Annotated in this window: 11 protein-coding genes; 5 read left to right on the forward strand and 6 right to left on the reverse strand. The window is 56.5% G+C overall.

Going from position 1 to position 14,753, the window contains the following annotated elements; translation table 11 throughout:
* Positions 1-16 precede the first annotated feature (16 nt).
* Positions 17-1,342, forward strand: a complete 1,326-nt coding sequence (rimO, locus tag F3J30_RS10035; protein WP_014069489.1) for a 30S ribosomal protein S12 methylthiotransferase RimO — start codon at positions 17-19, stop codon at positions 1,340-1,342.
* Between the two features lie 63 nt (positions 1,343-1,405).
* Here rimO and gsiD read toward each other — a convergent pair whose 3' ends face one another.
* Genes gsiD through iaaA form a run of 5 tightly spaced genes read right to left on the reverse strand, consistent with a single transcriptional unit; the run spans position 1,406 to position 7,670 of the window.
* Entirely contained in the window at positions 1,406-2,317 is a 912-nt protein-coding gene (gene gsiD / locus F3J30_RS10040; protein ID WP_166717129.1) for a glutathione ABC transporter permease GsiD, read from the reverse strand.
* A gap of 1 nt (position 2,318) precedes the next feature.
* Entirely contained in the window at positions 2,319-3,239 is a 921-nt protein-coding gene (gsiC, locus tag F3J30_RS10045; protein ID WP_014069487.1) for a glutathione ABC transporter permease GsiC, read from the reverse strand.
* Between the two features lie 47 nt (positions 3,240-3,286).
* Positions 3,287-4,825 carry a glutathione ABC transporter substrate-binding protein GsiB gene (gene gsiB, locus F3J30_RS10050; protein ID WP_166717130.1) on the reverse strand — a complete coding sequence of 513 codons (1,539 nt, stop codon included), beginning with the start codon at positions 4,823-4,825 and terminating at the stop codon, positions 3,287-3,289.
* A 23-nt stretch (positions 4,826-4,848) separates the two neighbouring features.
* Positions 4,849-6,720, reverse strand: a complete 1,872-nt coding sequence (gene gsiA, locus F3J30_RS10055; protein WP_166717131.1) for a glutathione ABC transporter ATP-binding protein GsiA — start codon at positions 6,718-6,720, stop codon at positions 4,849-4,851.
* 11 nt (positions 6,721-6,731) lie between these two features.
* A complete protein-coding gene (iaaA, locus tag F3J30_RS10060; RefSeq protein WP_166717132.1) occupies positions 6,732-7,670 on the reverse strand; it encodes a beta-aspartyl-peptidase in 939 nt (312 codons plus the stop codon).
* A gap of 189 nt (positions 7,671-7,859) precedes the next feature.
* On the opposite strand from iaaA, the gene moeA reads away from it, so the two are divergent.
* Both moeA and moeB read left to right on the forward strand, forming a co-directional pair.
* On the forward strand, positions 7,860-9,092 hold the full coding sequence (moeA, locus tag F3J30_RS10065; RefSeq protein ID WP_166717133.1) for a molybdopterin molybdotransferase MoeA: 1,233 nt from the start codon (positions 7,860-7,862) through the stop codon (positions 9,090-9,092).
* 2 nt (positions 9,093-9,094) lie between these two features.
* On the forward strand, positions 9,095-9,847 hold the full coding sequence (gene moeB / locus F3J30_RS10070) for a molybdopterin-synthase adenylyltransferase MoeB (RefSeq protein WP_166717134.1): 753 nt from the start codon (positions 9,095-9,097) through the stop codon (positions 9,845-9,847).
* 89 nt (positions 9,848-9,936) lie between these two features.
* On the opposite strand, the gene fsa is transcribed toward moeB, so the two are convergent.
* Positions 9,937-10,599 (reverse strand): fructose-6-phosphate aldolase, encoded by a 663-nt coding sequence (gene fsa / locus F3J30_RS10075; protein ID WP_014069481.1) that lies wholly within the window; start codon positions 10,597-10,599, stop codon positions 9,937-9,939.
* A 128-nt stretch (positions 10,600-10,727) separates the two neighbouring features.
* Here fsa and F3J30_RS10080 point away from each other — a divergent pair, with 128 nt between their 5' ends.
* Both F3J30_RS10080 and F3J30_RS10085 read left to right on the forward strand, forming a co-directional pair.
* The gene (locus F3J30_RS10080) at positions 10,728-11,627 is read left to right on the forward strand and encodes a glycyl-radical enzyme activating protein (RefSeq protein WP_166717135.1); all 900 of its coding nucleotides are present in this window, start codon (positions 10,728-10,730) and stop codon (positions 11,625-11,627) included.
* 4 nt (positions 11,628-11,631) lie between these two features.
* Positions 11,632-14,064, forward strand: coding sequence for a formate C-acetyltransferase/glycerol dehydratase family glycyl radical enzyme (locus F3J30_RS10085; protein ID WP_166717136.1), 2,433 nt, complete (start codon positions 11,632-11,634; stop codon positions 14,062-14,064).
* The last annotated feature ends 689 nt before the right edge of the window (positions 14,065-14,753 follow it).

Raw genomic sequence — 14,753 nt, forward strand, 5'->3', positions numbered from 1 at the left:
GATGAATTTTTAACCTATGAGCAATGTTACGCACCAGCCGAAAATCGGCTTCGTCTCCCTGGGCTGCCCGAAAAACCTGGTGGATTCTGAACGTATCCTGACCGAACTTCGCACCGAAGGCTATGACGTGGTGCCAAGCTACGACAACGCCGATATGGTGATCGTAAACACCTGTGGTTTTATCGACAGCGCGGTTCAGGAGTCTCTGGAAGCCATCGGTGAAGCCCTGACTGAAAACGGCAAAGTGATCGTGACCGGCTGTCTGGGCGCCAAAGTGGATCAAATCCGCGAAGTGCACCCGAAAGTACTGGAGATCACCGGTCCTCACAGCTACGAGCAAGTGCTGGAGCACGTGCACCACTATGTGCCAAAACCAAAGCACAACCCGTTCCTGAGCCTGGTGCCAGAGCAGGGTGTAAAGCTGACTCCGCGCCACTATGCGTACCTGAAAATTTCTGAAGGCTGCAACCATCGCTGCACCTTCTGCATCATCCCGTCTATGCGTGGTGACCTGGTGAGCCGCCCAATTGGCGAAGTGCTGGCGGAAGCCAAGCGTCTGGCCGATGCTGGCGTGAAAGAGCTGCTGGTGATCTCTCAGGATACCTCTGCTTACGGCGTTGACGTGAAGCACCGTTCCGGCTTCCACAATGGCGAGCCGGTGAAAACCAGCATGGTTGGCCTGTGCGAACAGCTTTCTAAACTGGGGATCTGGACGCGTCTGCACTACGTCTACCCTTACCCGCACGTTGACGATGTGATCCCACTGATGGCTGAAGGCAAGATCCTGCCATACCTGGATATCCCGCTGCAGCACGCAAGCCCGCGTATCCTTAAGCTGATGAAACGCCCAGGCTCTGTTGATCGCCAGCTGGCGCGCATCAAACAGTGGCGCGAAATTTGCCCGGACCTGACTCTGCGTTCAACGTTTATCGTTGGCTTCCCGGGTGAGACGGAAGAAGATTTCCAGATGCTGCTCGACTTCCTGAAAGAAGCGCGTCTGGACCGCGTAGGCTGCTTCAAATACAGCCCGGTAGAAGGCGCAACGGCGAACGAACTGGCCGATCAGGTGCCGGAAGAAGTGAAAGAAGAGCGCTGGAACCGCTTTATGCAGCTGCAACAGCAGATCTCTGCTGAACGCTTGCAGGAAAAAGTGGGTCGCGAAGTTCTGGTCATTATCGATGAAGTTGACGAAGAAGGTGCTATCGGCCGCAGCATGGCAGACGCCCCGGAAATCGACGGCGCGGTATACCTGAACGGTGAAACCAACGTGAAACCGGGTGATATCGTGCGTGTGAAAGTCGAAAACGCGGACGAGTATGATCTGTGGGGTAGCCGGGTTTAATCTCCCGACTCCTCTTTTGTAGGCCGGGTAAGGCTTAGCCGCCACCCGGCACATTTCACTACACTACCCTTTAATCCGCGGATCCAGCGCATCGCGCAACCCATCACCCAGCAGGTTAAACGCCAGCACCGTCAGGAAAATCGCCAGACTTGGGAAAATCGCCACATGCGGCGCTATCACCATATCCGCCCTTGCCTCGTTGAGCATTGCCCCCCACTCCGGTGTTGGTGGCTGTGCCCCTAACCCCAAAAACGAGAGGCTCGCCGCAGAGATAATCGACACGCCAATACGCATCGTGAAATAGACCACGATGGATGACACCGTACCCGGCAAAATATGGCTGAACAGAATGGTGGTATCGCTGGCCCCCATACTGCGCGCCGACTCGATAAAGGTTTGCTGCTTAAGCACCAGCGTATTTCCGCGAACCAGGCGAGCAAACGCGGGTATAGAGAAGACCGCGACAGCGATAATCACGTTCGCCATACCGCTCCCCATAATCGCCACGACGGCGATGGCCAGCAGGATGCCAGGAAACGCGAATAGCACATCGCAAACACGCATGATGATTCTGTCCCACCAGCCTTCGTAGTAACCCGCCAGCAGACCGAGCACTGTGCCTATCACTGCGCCTATCAATACAGCAAACACCCCGGCCGCCAGGGAGATACGCGCTCCCACCAGCACGCGGCTAAAAATATCGCGGCCGAGCGAATCCACGCCAAACCAGTGCAGCATCGACGGCCCGTCATTCAGGCGGTCGTAATCAAAGTAGTTTTCCGCATCAAAGGGAGCTATCCACGGGGCGAGGATCGCCACCACAATCAGCAGCAACACAAACAATCCTGCCGTCATGGCCACTGGCTGGCGGCGAAATCGCCGCCAGAACTCCAGCCACGGGGTTCTGATATGGTCCGGCTTTAACCCCGGCATGGCGTTCAAAACGGCCTGACGACGCCAGTTCAACAATCGCATCTTACTTATACCTGATAGCCGGGTTAATGGCGGCGTAGAGCACATCCACCACTAAGTTGATAAGAATAAACTCCAGCGAAAACAGCAGCACTTCTGCCTGAATAACCGGGTAATCGCGCATGTCGACGGAATCAACCAGCAAGCGCCCAAGCCCTGGCCAGTTGAATACCTTTTCCACCACAATCGAGCCACCCAGCAAAAAGCCGAACTGAAGCCCCATCATCGTGACCACCGGGATCATCGCATTACGAAAACCATGCTTGAGGATGACCCACTTCTCGCTCACCCCTTTCGCCCGCGCGGTGCGGATATAGTCTTCACTTAGCACATCGACGAACGACGCGCGCGTAAACCGCGCCATCACCGCAGCCACGGCAGCCCCCAGCGTGAGCGAAGGCAGAATGTAGTGTTTCCAGGTATCCGCCCCAACGGTCGGCAGCCAGCCAAGCTCAACGGAGAAGACCTGCATCAGCAGCATCCCGAGGGCAAACGCCGGGAAGGAGATCCCCGTCACGGCCAGCGCCATACCCAGCTTATCCGGCCAGCGGTTGCGCCACACAGCCGCGACAATCCCGGCCACCAGGCCAAACAGCACAGCCCAGGTCATGCTGGCGATAGTGAGCCAGAATGTCGGCATAAAGCGGCTGGCAATCTCTTCCGATACCGGACGGCGCGACACCATCGACATGCCAAAATCGCCCTGCAACACGTTACCGATATAATGCAGGAACTGCTTATACAACGGCTGATCGAGCCCCAGCTGTTTACGCACCAGCTCAATCACTGACGCATCCGCTTCTGGCCCTGCGATTAACCGCGCCGGATCGCCCGGCAGCATATGGACGAACAAAAACACCAGCACCGCCACAATCAGCAGCGTCGGGATAAGCCCCAGCAGGCGTTTAAATACATAATTCAACATGCCTTTCCCTCTCATCCCACAGGCCGTCGCCTGCGGGAATGAGTATTTTATTTCAAATCAGCGTCATCAAAACTAAAGCCCGTATCCGGCATGATGTAGAACCCGGTCAGCGCTTTGTTATGCGCCGAAACCAGCTTTTCCACCACCAGCGGTACCCACGGAGACTCTTTCCAGATAACGTCCTGCGCATCTTTATAGAGACGAGCCTTCTCTTCTGGTTTTGTGGTTTTCAGGGCATCCGCCAGGTCTTTGTCCACCTGCGGATTACTGTAGAACGCGGTGTTAAACAGCGTCGGCGGCCAGTTCTGTGAGGCAAACAGCGGCGATAGCGCCCAGTCTGCTTCGCCGGTCGAAGCCGTCCAGCCGGTGTAGAACATTCTCACGCCACTCTCTTTCTGCCCTTTACCTTCCACTTCGGCGGCGCGCTGCCCGGCATCCATCGCCGTGACCTGCGCTTTGATCCCCACCTGCGCCAGCTGCTGCTGGGTGAACTGCAACACTTTTTGCGCAGTACTGTGATTATGTGACGACCACAGCGTAGTGCTAAAGCCATTCGGATAACCCGCTTCTTTCAGCAGCTCGCGCGCTTTGGCCGGATCGTACGGCCACGGCTGGTAGCTTTGCGAATAAGCAATGGCTGGCGGTAGCACGCCGGTTGCAGGGGTTGCATAACCGGCAAACGCCACTTTCACCAGCGCCTGGCGGTTAATCGCGTAGTTAATGGCTTCACGCACTTTCGGGTTATCAAACGGTTTTTGCGTGACGTTCATGCTGATGTAGCGCTGCATGATAGACGGGCTGGCCACCAGCTCAAGCTTGCTGTTTTTCGCAAGGATTGCCGCCTGCTCGTAAGGGATTGGGAAGGCAAACTGCGCTTCGCCCGTTTGCAGCATCGCTGCACGGGTATTGTTATCAACCACAGGACGCCAGGTGATGGTGTCGAGCTTCGGTAATCCCTTCTGCCAGTAACCGTCGAATTTTTTCACCTTCACAAAATCGGTCTGATTCCAGGTGACCAGTTCATACGGCCCGGTACCCACAGGATGGAAGCCAATCTCTTTGCCGTATTTTTTCAGCGCAGCCGGGGAGATCATCGCCGTTGCCGGATGCGCCAGAATGTTGATAAACGCGGAGAACGGCTCTTTCAGGGTGATTTTCACCGTTGAAGGATCAACGACCTCAGTGCTGGCGATAGTTTTAAACAGGTTATAGCGTTTGAGGCTATTTTCCGGGTTGCTGGCGCGATCGAGGTTAACTTTGACGGCTTCAGCATTGAAATCGGTGCCATCCTGGAACTTCACGCCGCTTTTAAGCTTAATGGTATATACCAGCCCGTTGTCCGATACGGTGTAGTTTTCGGCCAGCACGTTTTTCAGCTTCATCTCTTTATCGAGGCCAAAAAGGCCTTGATAGAAGGATTTGGCAACCGCCTGCGACAAGGTATCGTTGGCGTCATATGGGTCCAGGGTCGTGAAATTGGAGCCGACCGCAACAACCACATCTTTGGCAGCGAACGCGGGGGCTGCGGCCAGGGCTGCCGTCACGCTCGCGGCTAACAGCCATGTACGAGCAACAAATTTAACCATTGTGTTCTCCTGCCTGTTGTAAGTTATAACCGCGAGAATGCATTGTCCTGACGCGGAGGTGCCACAAAATGACCTGGACTGACTTCGCGAAGCGTCACGCGCTCCACCGATTCGCCCGGTTTACGAATATTACCCGGCATCTCATCCTGCAACAGCACGCGCTGGGCGTGGCGATGGGCAGGATCAGCAACCGGTACAGCCGCCATCAGCTTACGGGTATAGGGATGCTGCGGGTTTTCAAATACCGCCTGACGGGGGCCAATCTCAACAATCTGCCCCTGTAACATCACCGCGACCCGATGGCTGATGCGCTCAACAACGGCCATATCGTGCGAGATAAACAAAAACGCGATGCCCATATCCCGCTGTAAATCGAGCAATAAGTTAATGATTTGCGCGCGAATAGAGACATCCAGCGCCGACACCGACTCATCGGCAATCACCACTTTCGGATTCAGCGCCAGCGCGCGTGCAATACAGATTCGCTGTCGCTGACCACCGGAAAACTCATGCGGATACCGCCAGGCGTGTTCAGGCAGTAATCCAACACGTTCCAGTAACCAGGCCACCCGCCGCTGGGCCGCCTCACCGTCGAGCAGGTTATGCACCCGCAACGGCTCCATTATTGAATAGCCAACGGTATGACGCGGGTCGAGCGAGGCGTAGGGATCCTGGAAAATAAACTGAATATCCCGACGCAACGGCTGGAGCTTGCTGGAAGGCAGGGTATCAATACGTTCCCCGTTAAAGGTGATACTCCCTTCCTGAGACTCCACCAGCCGCAGTAGCGCCCGCCCGGTGGTAGACTTACCGCAACCCGACTCCCCAACCAGCGCCAGCGTTTCACCCGGCCAGAGATCAAAACTGACGTTCTCTACGGCATGAACTTCCCGCTTCACGCGATTAAACAGCCCACTGCGCAACGGGAAGCGGGTCACAAGATTACGCACCTGCAACACAGGTTGACCCGGCACAACCGTGTCCTGTTCTGTATCAGCTTCCTGTTGCCCGTTATCACCCGGTGAAATCAACGGAAAACGCCGCGGTAACGCGCTGCCGTTCATTGCGCCCAGACGCGGCACAGCAGCCAGTAATGCTTTGGTATAGGGATGTTCCGGGGCATGGAATATCTGCTCGACACTGCCCATTTCAACGGCAATGCCCTGGTGCATCACCAGCACACGATCGGCAACATCCGCCACAACGCCCATGTCATGGGTGATAAAAATCACCCCCATCTCCATTTCCTGTTGCAGCACTTTAATCAGTTGCAGGATCTGGGCCTGAATCGTCACATCCAGCGCGGTGGTCGGCTCGTCGGCGATCAGCACCGCCGGGCGGCACGACAGCGCCATCGCAATCATCACGCGCTGGCGCATTCCGCCCGAAAGCTGATGCGGATAGCGCGACAAAATGGCCTGCGCTTCAGGAATACGCACCTGCTCCAGCATCCGTTTGGCTTCAGCCAGCGCTTCATCGCCGCTTAAGCCCTGATGCAGGCGGATAGACTCTGCAATCTGTTCACCTACCGGGAAAACCGGATTCAGGGAGGTCATCGGCTCCTGGAAAATCATCGCGATATCCGCGCCGCGTACCCCCTGCATTTGCGATGAACTCAGTTTGGTTAAATCAATCACCTGGCGATTGCGACGACGCAGCAGCATCGTGTCGCACTCCACCTTTCCACCCGACTGTTCGAGCAAGCGCATTAATGACAGCGCCGTGACCGACTTACCTGAACCAGACTCGCCAACAATCGCCAGCGTTTCGCCACGATTAAGCGAAAACGACAGATTTTTTACTGCGGGGATGAACTGCCGCTCTTCCTGAAACGCAATATTCAGTTGTTGAACCGCCAGAACCTCACGGCTGTCCAGCTTTTCACTGTGCGGCACGCATAACCCCCTTATTCACGATAAATCCCCGTACTGGGCGCATCTCCGGCATAGCCCCAGGCGCGGTACATGCCTTCGCTGTTAAAGGGCAACGCCACGTTTCCCTCATGATCCACAGCGATTACCCCGCCCACGCCGCCCAGCGCCGGGAGTTTTTCCATTACTACACGCTCACAGGCTTCCGCCAGACTCAAACCGCCGTAATCCATCAGCGCGGTAATGTCATACGCGGCCAGCGCGCGAATAAACACCTCGCCGGTTCCGGTACAGGAGACCGCCGCCGTGGCGTTATTGGCATAGCATCCCGCGCCAGGCAGTGGGCTGTCGCCTACCCGACCTGGCAGCTTGTTCGTCATGCCGCCGGTAGACGTTGCGGCAGCGAGGTTGCCAGCTTTATCCAGCGCAACCGCACCCACCGTACCCATTTTGCTGTTCTCATCCAGCGGCGCGGTATGGTCAAGCTGCGTGATACCCTCTGAACGGGCATCCAGTAACTGCTGATAGCGTTCCGGAGTCGAAAACAGGTCAGGTGAGACCGATTCCATCCCGTGCGCAACGGCAAATTGTTCCGCCCCTGCGCCTGTCAGCAGGACATGAGGGCTGTTTTCCATCACCAGACGCGCCGCCAGAACAGGGTTACGCAGATGGCTTACCCCGGCAACCGCACCGGCTTTAAGGGTGATGCCGTCCATCACACAGGCATCAAGCTCGTGCGTTTCGTCACGGGTAAACACCGAACCAATCCCGGCATTAAACAGTGGACACTCCTCCAGCAGACGAACGGCTTCGGTCACGACATCCAGCGCGCTCTCGCCCGCTTCCAGCATTCGCTGCCCTGTTTCCACAATATTATAAAGCGCGTCGATATAACGCTTTTCCTGCTCGGGACTGAGCTGCGCACGGGTGATTGCCCCAGCGCCGCCATGAATTGCGATTACCGCATTAACCATTTCGCATCACCCATCCGCCTGACCAGCGGCTTTTTCTATAAATATCATTATCGTTGCTGATTCTTCAGATAATTTTTGAATATAGAAAGACGCCACGGTGATGTAAAGGGTACACCCATCGGGTCATACAGTTAGTGGCACTTTTCTGCCATAATGAGCGCTTTCGTTGTTACTCCGCAGGAGCCACCCATGGATTTTACCGCCGGACTGATGCCGCTCGACACGGCACTGACCCAGATGCTCGACCGCATTTCCCCGCTGCAAGACCACGAAACGCTGCCCTTAGTACGCTGTTTCGGGCGTATTGCGGCGCGCGATATCGTTTCTCCGCTTAATGTGCCGGGATTCGATAACTCCGCGATGGACGGTTACGCAGTGCGCCTGGCGGATATCCAGACGGGTCTGGCGCTCCCGGTGGCAGGTAAAGCTTTTGCGGGTCAGCCGTTTAACGGTGAATGGCCTGCCGGTAGCTGCATCCGGATCATGACCGGCGCGCCAGCGCCAGCCGGTTGCGATGCCGTGGTGATGCAGGAAGAAACCGAACAAACCGACGACGGCGTGCGTTTTACCGCCCGCGTCAAGGCAGGCCAGAACATCCGTCGCACGGGTGAAGATATTACGCTTGGTGCGACCGTATTCAGTGCCGGGCAAAAACTGACGGTGGCAGAGCTGCCGGTGCTGGCGTCTCTGGGTATCGCCGATATCGACGTTATCCGTCGCGTGCGCGTTGCGGTCTTCTCTACCGGTGATGAGCTGCAACTGCCAGGTCAGCCGCTGCAAGAGGGGCAGATTTACGACACCAACCGCCTGGCGGTGCACCTGATGCTGGAACAGCTTGGCTGTGAAGTGGTCAACCTGGGCATTATTCCTGACGATCCCGAAAAGCTGCGGGCCGCTTTTATTGAAGCGGATAAATGCGCTGATGTGGTGATAAGTTCCGGCGGTGTGTCTGTTGGCGAAGCGGATTACACCAAAACTATTCTTGAAGAGCTGGGTGAAATTGGCTTCTGGAAACTGGCTATTAAACCCGGGAAACCGTTCGCCTTTGGCAAACTGGAGCACAGCTGGTTCTGCGGCCTGCCGGGCAACCCGGTATCCGCCGCCCTGACCTTCTATCAGCTGGTGCAGCCGCTGCTGGCAAAACTGTCTGGCAATACCGCCAGCCCGCTACCGAAACGCCTGCGCGTGCGAGCGGCGACCCGGTTGAAGAAATCACCGGGTCGTCTTGATTTCCAGCGCGGTATTCTGGCGCGTAACGCCGATGGCGAGCTGGAAGTGAGCACCACGGGGCATCAGGGTTCGCATATTTTCAGCTCCTTCAGCCAGGGCAACTGCTTTATCGTGCTCGAGCGCGAACGCGGTCATGTGGAAGCGGGCGAATGGGTTGAGGTGGAAACCTTTAACCACCTGTTCGGGGGCTAATCATGACGGTGGAACTGAGCGATCAGGAGATGCTGCGCTATAACCGTCAGATTGTGCTGCGCGGTTTTGACTTCGACGGCCAGGAAGCACTTAAAGCCGCCAGTGTGCTGGTGGTGGGGCTGGGTGGCCTGGGCTGTGCCGCCGCGCAGTACCTGGCTGCGGCAGGTGTCGGCAGCATGACGCTGCTGGATTTTGACACCGTGTCGCTGTCGAATCTGCAACGCCAGACGCTGCACAGCGATGCCACGCTCGGCGAAGCCAAAGTCGAGTCAGCAAAAACGGCACTGACGCGCATCAATCCCAACGTTCAGTTCACCCTTATTAACGCCATGCTGGATGAGGACGCGCTGTTCGCGCAAATCGCCCGGCATGACCTGGTGCTGGACTGCACCGATAACGTGACGATTCGTAATCAGCTCAATGCGGGCTGTTTTGCCCATAAAACGCCGCTAGTTTCCGGGGCAGCAATCCGTATGGAAGGGCAAATCAGTGTATTTACTTACGCCGAAGGCGAGCCCTGCTACCGCTGCCTGAGCCGCTTGTTTGGTGAGAATGCGCTGACCTGTGTTGAGGCGGGAGTGATGGCTCCGTTAGTGGGGGTGATTGGCTCTATGCAGGCGATGGAAGCGATCAAGGTGTTGACCCGTTACGGCACACCCGCGGCAGGCAAAATCGTGATGTATGACGCGATGACCTGCCAGTTCCGTGAGATGAAGCTGATGCGTAATCCGGGGTGTGAGGTTTGCGGAGGTTAAAGCAAACAGCAACCTTCAGGTTGCCGTTTTAGTGTTCGCTCCCTCTCCCTGTGGGAGAGGGTCGGGGTGAGGGCATCAGGCCGCACCCGTCAGATAGACGTCCGTCCAAACGCTCCCTGCCAGTCCTGCTCAAACTTCACAATCGCCGCATCCACTGCCGGTGAGGTAATAAACTGCTGCGCCACATCCAGCGGCAGCGTAATTGACTCGCAGCCCGCCAGCAGGCAATCCAGGGCCTGACGCGGTGTTTTGAAACTGGCGGCCAGCACTTTGGACTGCGGAGCATGAAGCGACAGCAACTGCTGCAATTCCACAACGGTCTGAATACCGTCACCGCCCTGCGCATCCACCCGGTTAACGTAAGGTGCGACATACTCAGCACCCGCCAGCGCGGACAGCATCCCCTGCGCAGCACCATATACCGCCGTGCCAAGCGTTGGAATACCTTCCGCTTTAAGCATTTTGATTGCCGCCAGCCCTTCTGCCGTCACCGGCACTTTCACCACCAGATCATTAATAATGGCGCGCAGCTTACGCGCATCTTCCACCATACCTTCTGCGGTGGTCGCCATCACCTGTGCAAACAGACGACCTTTGCCGCCCAGCGCGTCGTGCAACTCGGGCAGTAACACATCCAGCGGTGTTTTACCTGCTGCAACAATGCTCGGGTTGGTGGTTACACCAGCCAGCGGGAAGATGCGGGCCAGTTTTTTGACTGCCGCAACGTCGGATGTGTCGAGATAAAGTTCCATGATGTAACCCTCAAAATTAGCCTGCATTTACCCTATCACGGCAAAACCCGCTCAAGAGTTGACCTGCATCAAGATAACTTTCATTCGAAAGTAATTTAATCTTCATATGCAAGATGAGAGGCGAAATAATGATCTTCAATATACAGCGTTATTCTACCCACGATGGCCCAGGTATTCGTACCGTGGTGTTCCTGAAAGGCTGCTCCCTGGGCTGCCGTTGGTGTCAGAACCCGGAAAGTCGCTCCCGCATCCGGGACGTGCTGTTTGACGCTCGCCTGTGCCTGGACGGCTGCGACCTGTGTCAGCAGGCTGCCCCGGGGTATATTGAGCGGGCATTAAATGGCCTACTCATCCATCGTGAAAAACTGAACGAACAAACGCTGGACGCCCTCACCGACTGCTGCCCCACTCAGGCTCTCACCGTCTGCGGTGAAGAGCAGCAGGTCGAAGAGATTATGGCGACCGTGCTGCGCGATAAACCCTTTTATGACCGCAGCGGCGGCGGGATCACGCTCTCTGGCGGCGAACCCTTTATGAACCCGGATCTGGCGCACGCTTTATTTAAAGCCAGCCACGACCAGGGAATTCATACCGCGGTTGAAACCTGTCTTCACGTGCCGTGGCACTACATTGAACCATCATTACCCTATGTCGATCTGTTCCTGGCTGACCTGAAGCACGTCGATGGCGAGGTCTTCAAACGGTGGACGGACGGCTCGGCCAAACGCGTGCTGGATAACCTTAAGCGTCTTGCAGCCACCGGAAAACAGCTCACCATTCGTGTGCCGCTGATCCAGGGTTTTAACGCCGATGAGGCCTCCATCACCGCGATCACTAATTTCGCTGCCGATGAACTGAACGTCCGCGATATTCATTTTCTGCCGTATCACACGCTGGGTATGAACAAATACACCCTGCTCAGCCAACCCTACTCTGCCCCTGATAAACCGCTGGATAACCCTGCGCTGCTGGATTTCGCGCAACAGTATGTCTGCCGGAAAGGGTTAACCGCGACCTTACGAGGATAAACTTATGACTACCCTGAATCTCAACACCCTCAGCGACCGTATTAAGGCACACAAAACGGCACTGGTGCACATCGTTAAGCCACCGGTCTGTACCGAGCGCGCACAGCACTACACCGAAATGTATCAGCAGCACATGGACAAGCCGATCCCGGTACGTCGTGCGCTGGCGCTGGCGCATCACCTGGCGCAACGCACCATCTGGATCAAACACGATGAGCTGATCATCGGTAACCAGGCAAGCGAAGTCCGCGCGGCACCCATCTTCCCGGAATACACCGTTTCCTGGATTGAAAAAGAGATTGATGACCTGGCAGATCGCCCAGGGGCAGGTTTTGCGGTAAGCGAAGAGAATAAACGCGTGCTGCATGAAATTTGCCCGTGGTGGCGTGGACAGACGGTGCAGGATCGCTGCTACGGCATGTTCACCGACGAGCAAAAAGGCTTGCTGGAAACCGGCATCATCAAAGCAGAAGGCAATATGACATCCGGTGACGCACACCTGGCCGTGAACTTCCCGCTGGTGCTGGAGAAAGGCCTGGACGGGATGCGTGCCAAAGTTGCCGAACGCCGCTCCCGCATCAACCTGACCGTGCTGGACGATCTGCACGGCGATCAGTTCCTGAAAGCGATTGATATTGTGCTGGAAGCGGTCAGCCTGCACATTGAACGTTTTGCCGCGCTGGCACGTGAAATGGCCTCAACCGAAACCCGTGAAAGCCGCCGTGACGAACTGCTGGCGATGGCTGAAAACTGTGACGTGATTGCCCACGAACCGCCAAAAACCTTCTGGCAGGCACTGCAACTGTGCTATTTCATCCAACTTATCCTGCAAATTGAGTCCAACGGCCACTCCGTGTCGTTCGCCCGTATGGACCAGTATCTCTACCCTTACTATCGCCGCGATGTCGAACTGAGCCAGTCTCTCGATCGCGAACATGCCATTGAACTGCTGCACAGCTGCTGGCTGAAGCTGCTGGAAGTGAACAAGATCCGCTCTGGCTCGCACTCGAAAGCGTCTGCGGGCAGCCCGCTGTACCAGAACGTCACCATTGGCGGTCAAAAACTGGTGAACGGCGAGCCGATGGATGCGGTGAACCCGCTCTCTTACGCCATTCTCGAATCCTGCGGCCGTCTGCGCTCTACCCAGCCAAACCTGAGCGTGCGTTACCATGCGGGGATGAGCAACGATTTCCTCGACGCCTGCGTGCAGGTGATCCGCTGTGGTTTCGGGATGCCGGCCTTTAACAACGATGAAATCGTGATCCCGGAGTTCATCAAACTCGGCGTTGAAAAAGACGATGCCTACGATTATGCGGCGATTGGCTGTATCGAAACCGCCGTCGGTGGCAAATGGGGCTATCGCTGTACCGGGATGAGCTTTATTAACTTTGCGCGCGTGATGCTGGCCGCGCTGGAAGGCGGTCGTGATGCCACCAGCGGTAAAGTATTCCTGCCGCAGGAAAAAGCGCTTTCCGCCGGTAACTTCAACAACTTCGACGAAGTCATGGCGGCCTGGGATACCCAGATCCGTTACTACACCCGTAAATCCATCGAGATTGAGTATGTGGTAGACACTATGCTTGAGGAGAACGTCCACGATATTCTCTGCTCTGCCCTGGTGGATGACTGTATCGAGCGTGCGAAGAGCATTAAGCAAGGCGGCGCGAAGTACGATTGGGTTTCCGGTCTACAGGTGGGTATTGCCAACCTCGGTAACAGCCTGTCAGCCGTTAAAAAGCTGGTCTTCGAGCAGGGTGTCATCGGCCAGCAGCTACTGGCGGCAGCACTTGCAGACGATTACGAAGGGCTAACCCACGAGCAGTTGCGCCAGCGCCTGATCAACGGTGCGCCGAAATACGGTAACGACGATGACAGCGTCGATTTACTGTTAACTCGCGCGTATGAAACCTATATTGCGGAACTTAAGCAGTACCACAACCCGCGCTACGGCCGCGGCCCAATTGGCGGTAACTATTACGCCGGGACATCTTCCATTTCGGCTAACGTACCGTTCGGTGCTGCGACGATGGCAACCCCGGATGGCCGTAAAGCGCATACGCCACTGGCGGAAGGCGCAAGCCCGGCGTCCGGCACTGACCATCTTGGCCCAACGGCAGTGATTGGTTCCGTCGGCAAGCTGCCGACCGAGGCGATTCTGGGCGGGGTGTTGTTAAACCAGAAGCTGAACCCGGCAACGCTGGAAAACGATAGCGACCGCCAGAAGCTGATGGTACTACTGCGTACCTTCTTCGAGGTGCATAAAGGCTGGCATATTCAGTACAACATCGTGTCGCGCGAAACGCTGATGGAAGCGAAGAAACACCCAGACCAGTACCGCGACCTGGTGGTGCGTGTCGCAGGTTACTCGGCGTTCTTTACCGCCCTGTCGCCGGATGCGCAGGACGATATTATTGCGCGTACAGAACATACGCTTTAACGCTCCATCCCCTCTCCCTTGAGGGAGAGGGTTAGGGTGAGGGGGAAAGGCGCACGCTGATGCCCTCACCCCGGCCCTCTCCCACGGGGAGAGGGAGAAAACATTAAAAACGACAACCTTGTTATAATGCCAGTCAGTTCAGCGGTATGAAGCCACTCTGTTATTTTAGTGGCATTGTTCCGTTCACTCAGACTTTCCTGCTACCACCATAATCCGCTGCGGTGAACGTGTTAAGGGGGCTATCGCGCCCCCTTAACAATCCCGTCTCCCTGGCAAAGAAAATCGCCGCTTCGCGGTACCCTCAGCTTTTTCCTTTCGGCTTTCGGGTCGGGCGCGATGCAGCGTCCATGCAAGTCGCGCCCTCTCGGCGCATCCATGCGCCTCGCCCCGGCCTACAGGAAACGCTTCGGCAATTTTCAGCCGGACTCACGCTCCCTCAGTCTTCTCAGCGGCCGGAAAGGGGCACGGACGTTGAGTCCCGCAGAAATCGGCGAACCGGAGACCAGATGACAAGGGCTGGACGCCATGGATGGCGGCCAGAGGCGAATCGAGACAGGATGTCGAGTTGAGCCGACCGCAGGCAGAGGGTCGGGAGGTGAGCGCAGTGCGAAGCACCGATTTCCTGGCGGGCCGCGGGGATTGATAAGGGGGCCGCGGTGTATGAACCGGTCACATGGGTTACAGATCTG

It is taken from the genome of Enterobacter sp. Tr-810 (assembly GCF_011752765.1).
Taxonomy (GTDB): Bacteria; Pseudomonadota; Gammaproteobacteria; order Enterobacterales; family Enterobacteriaceae; genus Enterobacter; species Enterobacter soli.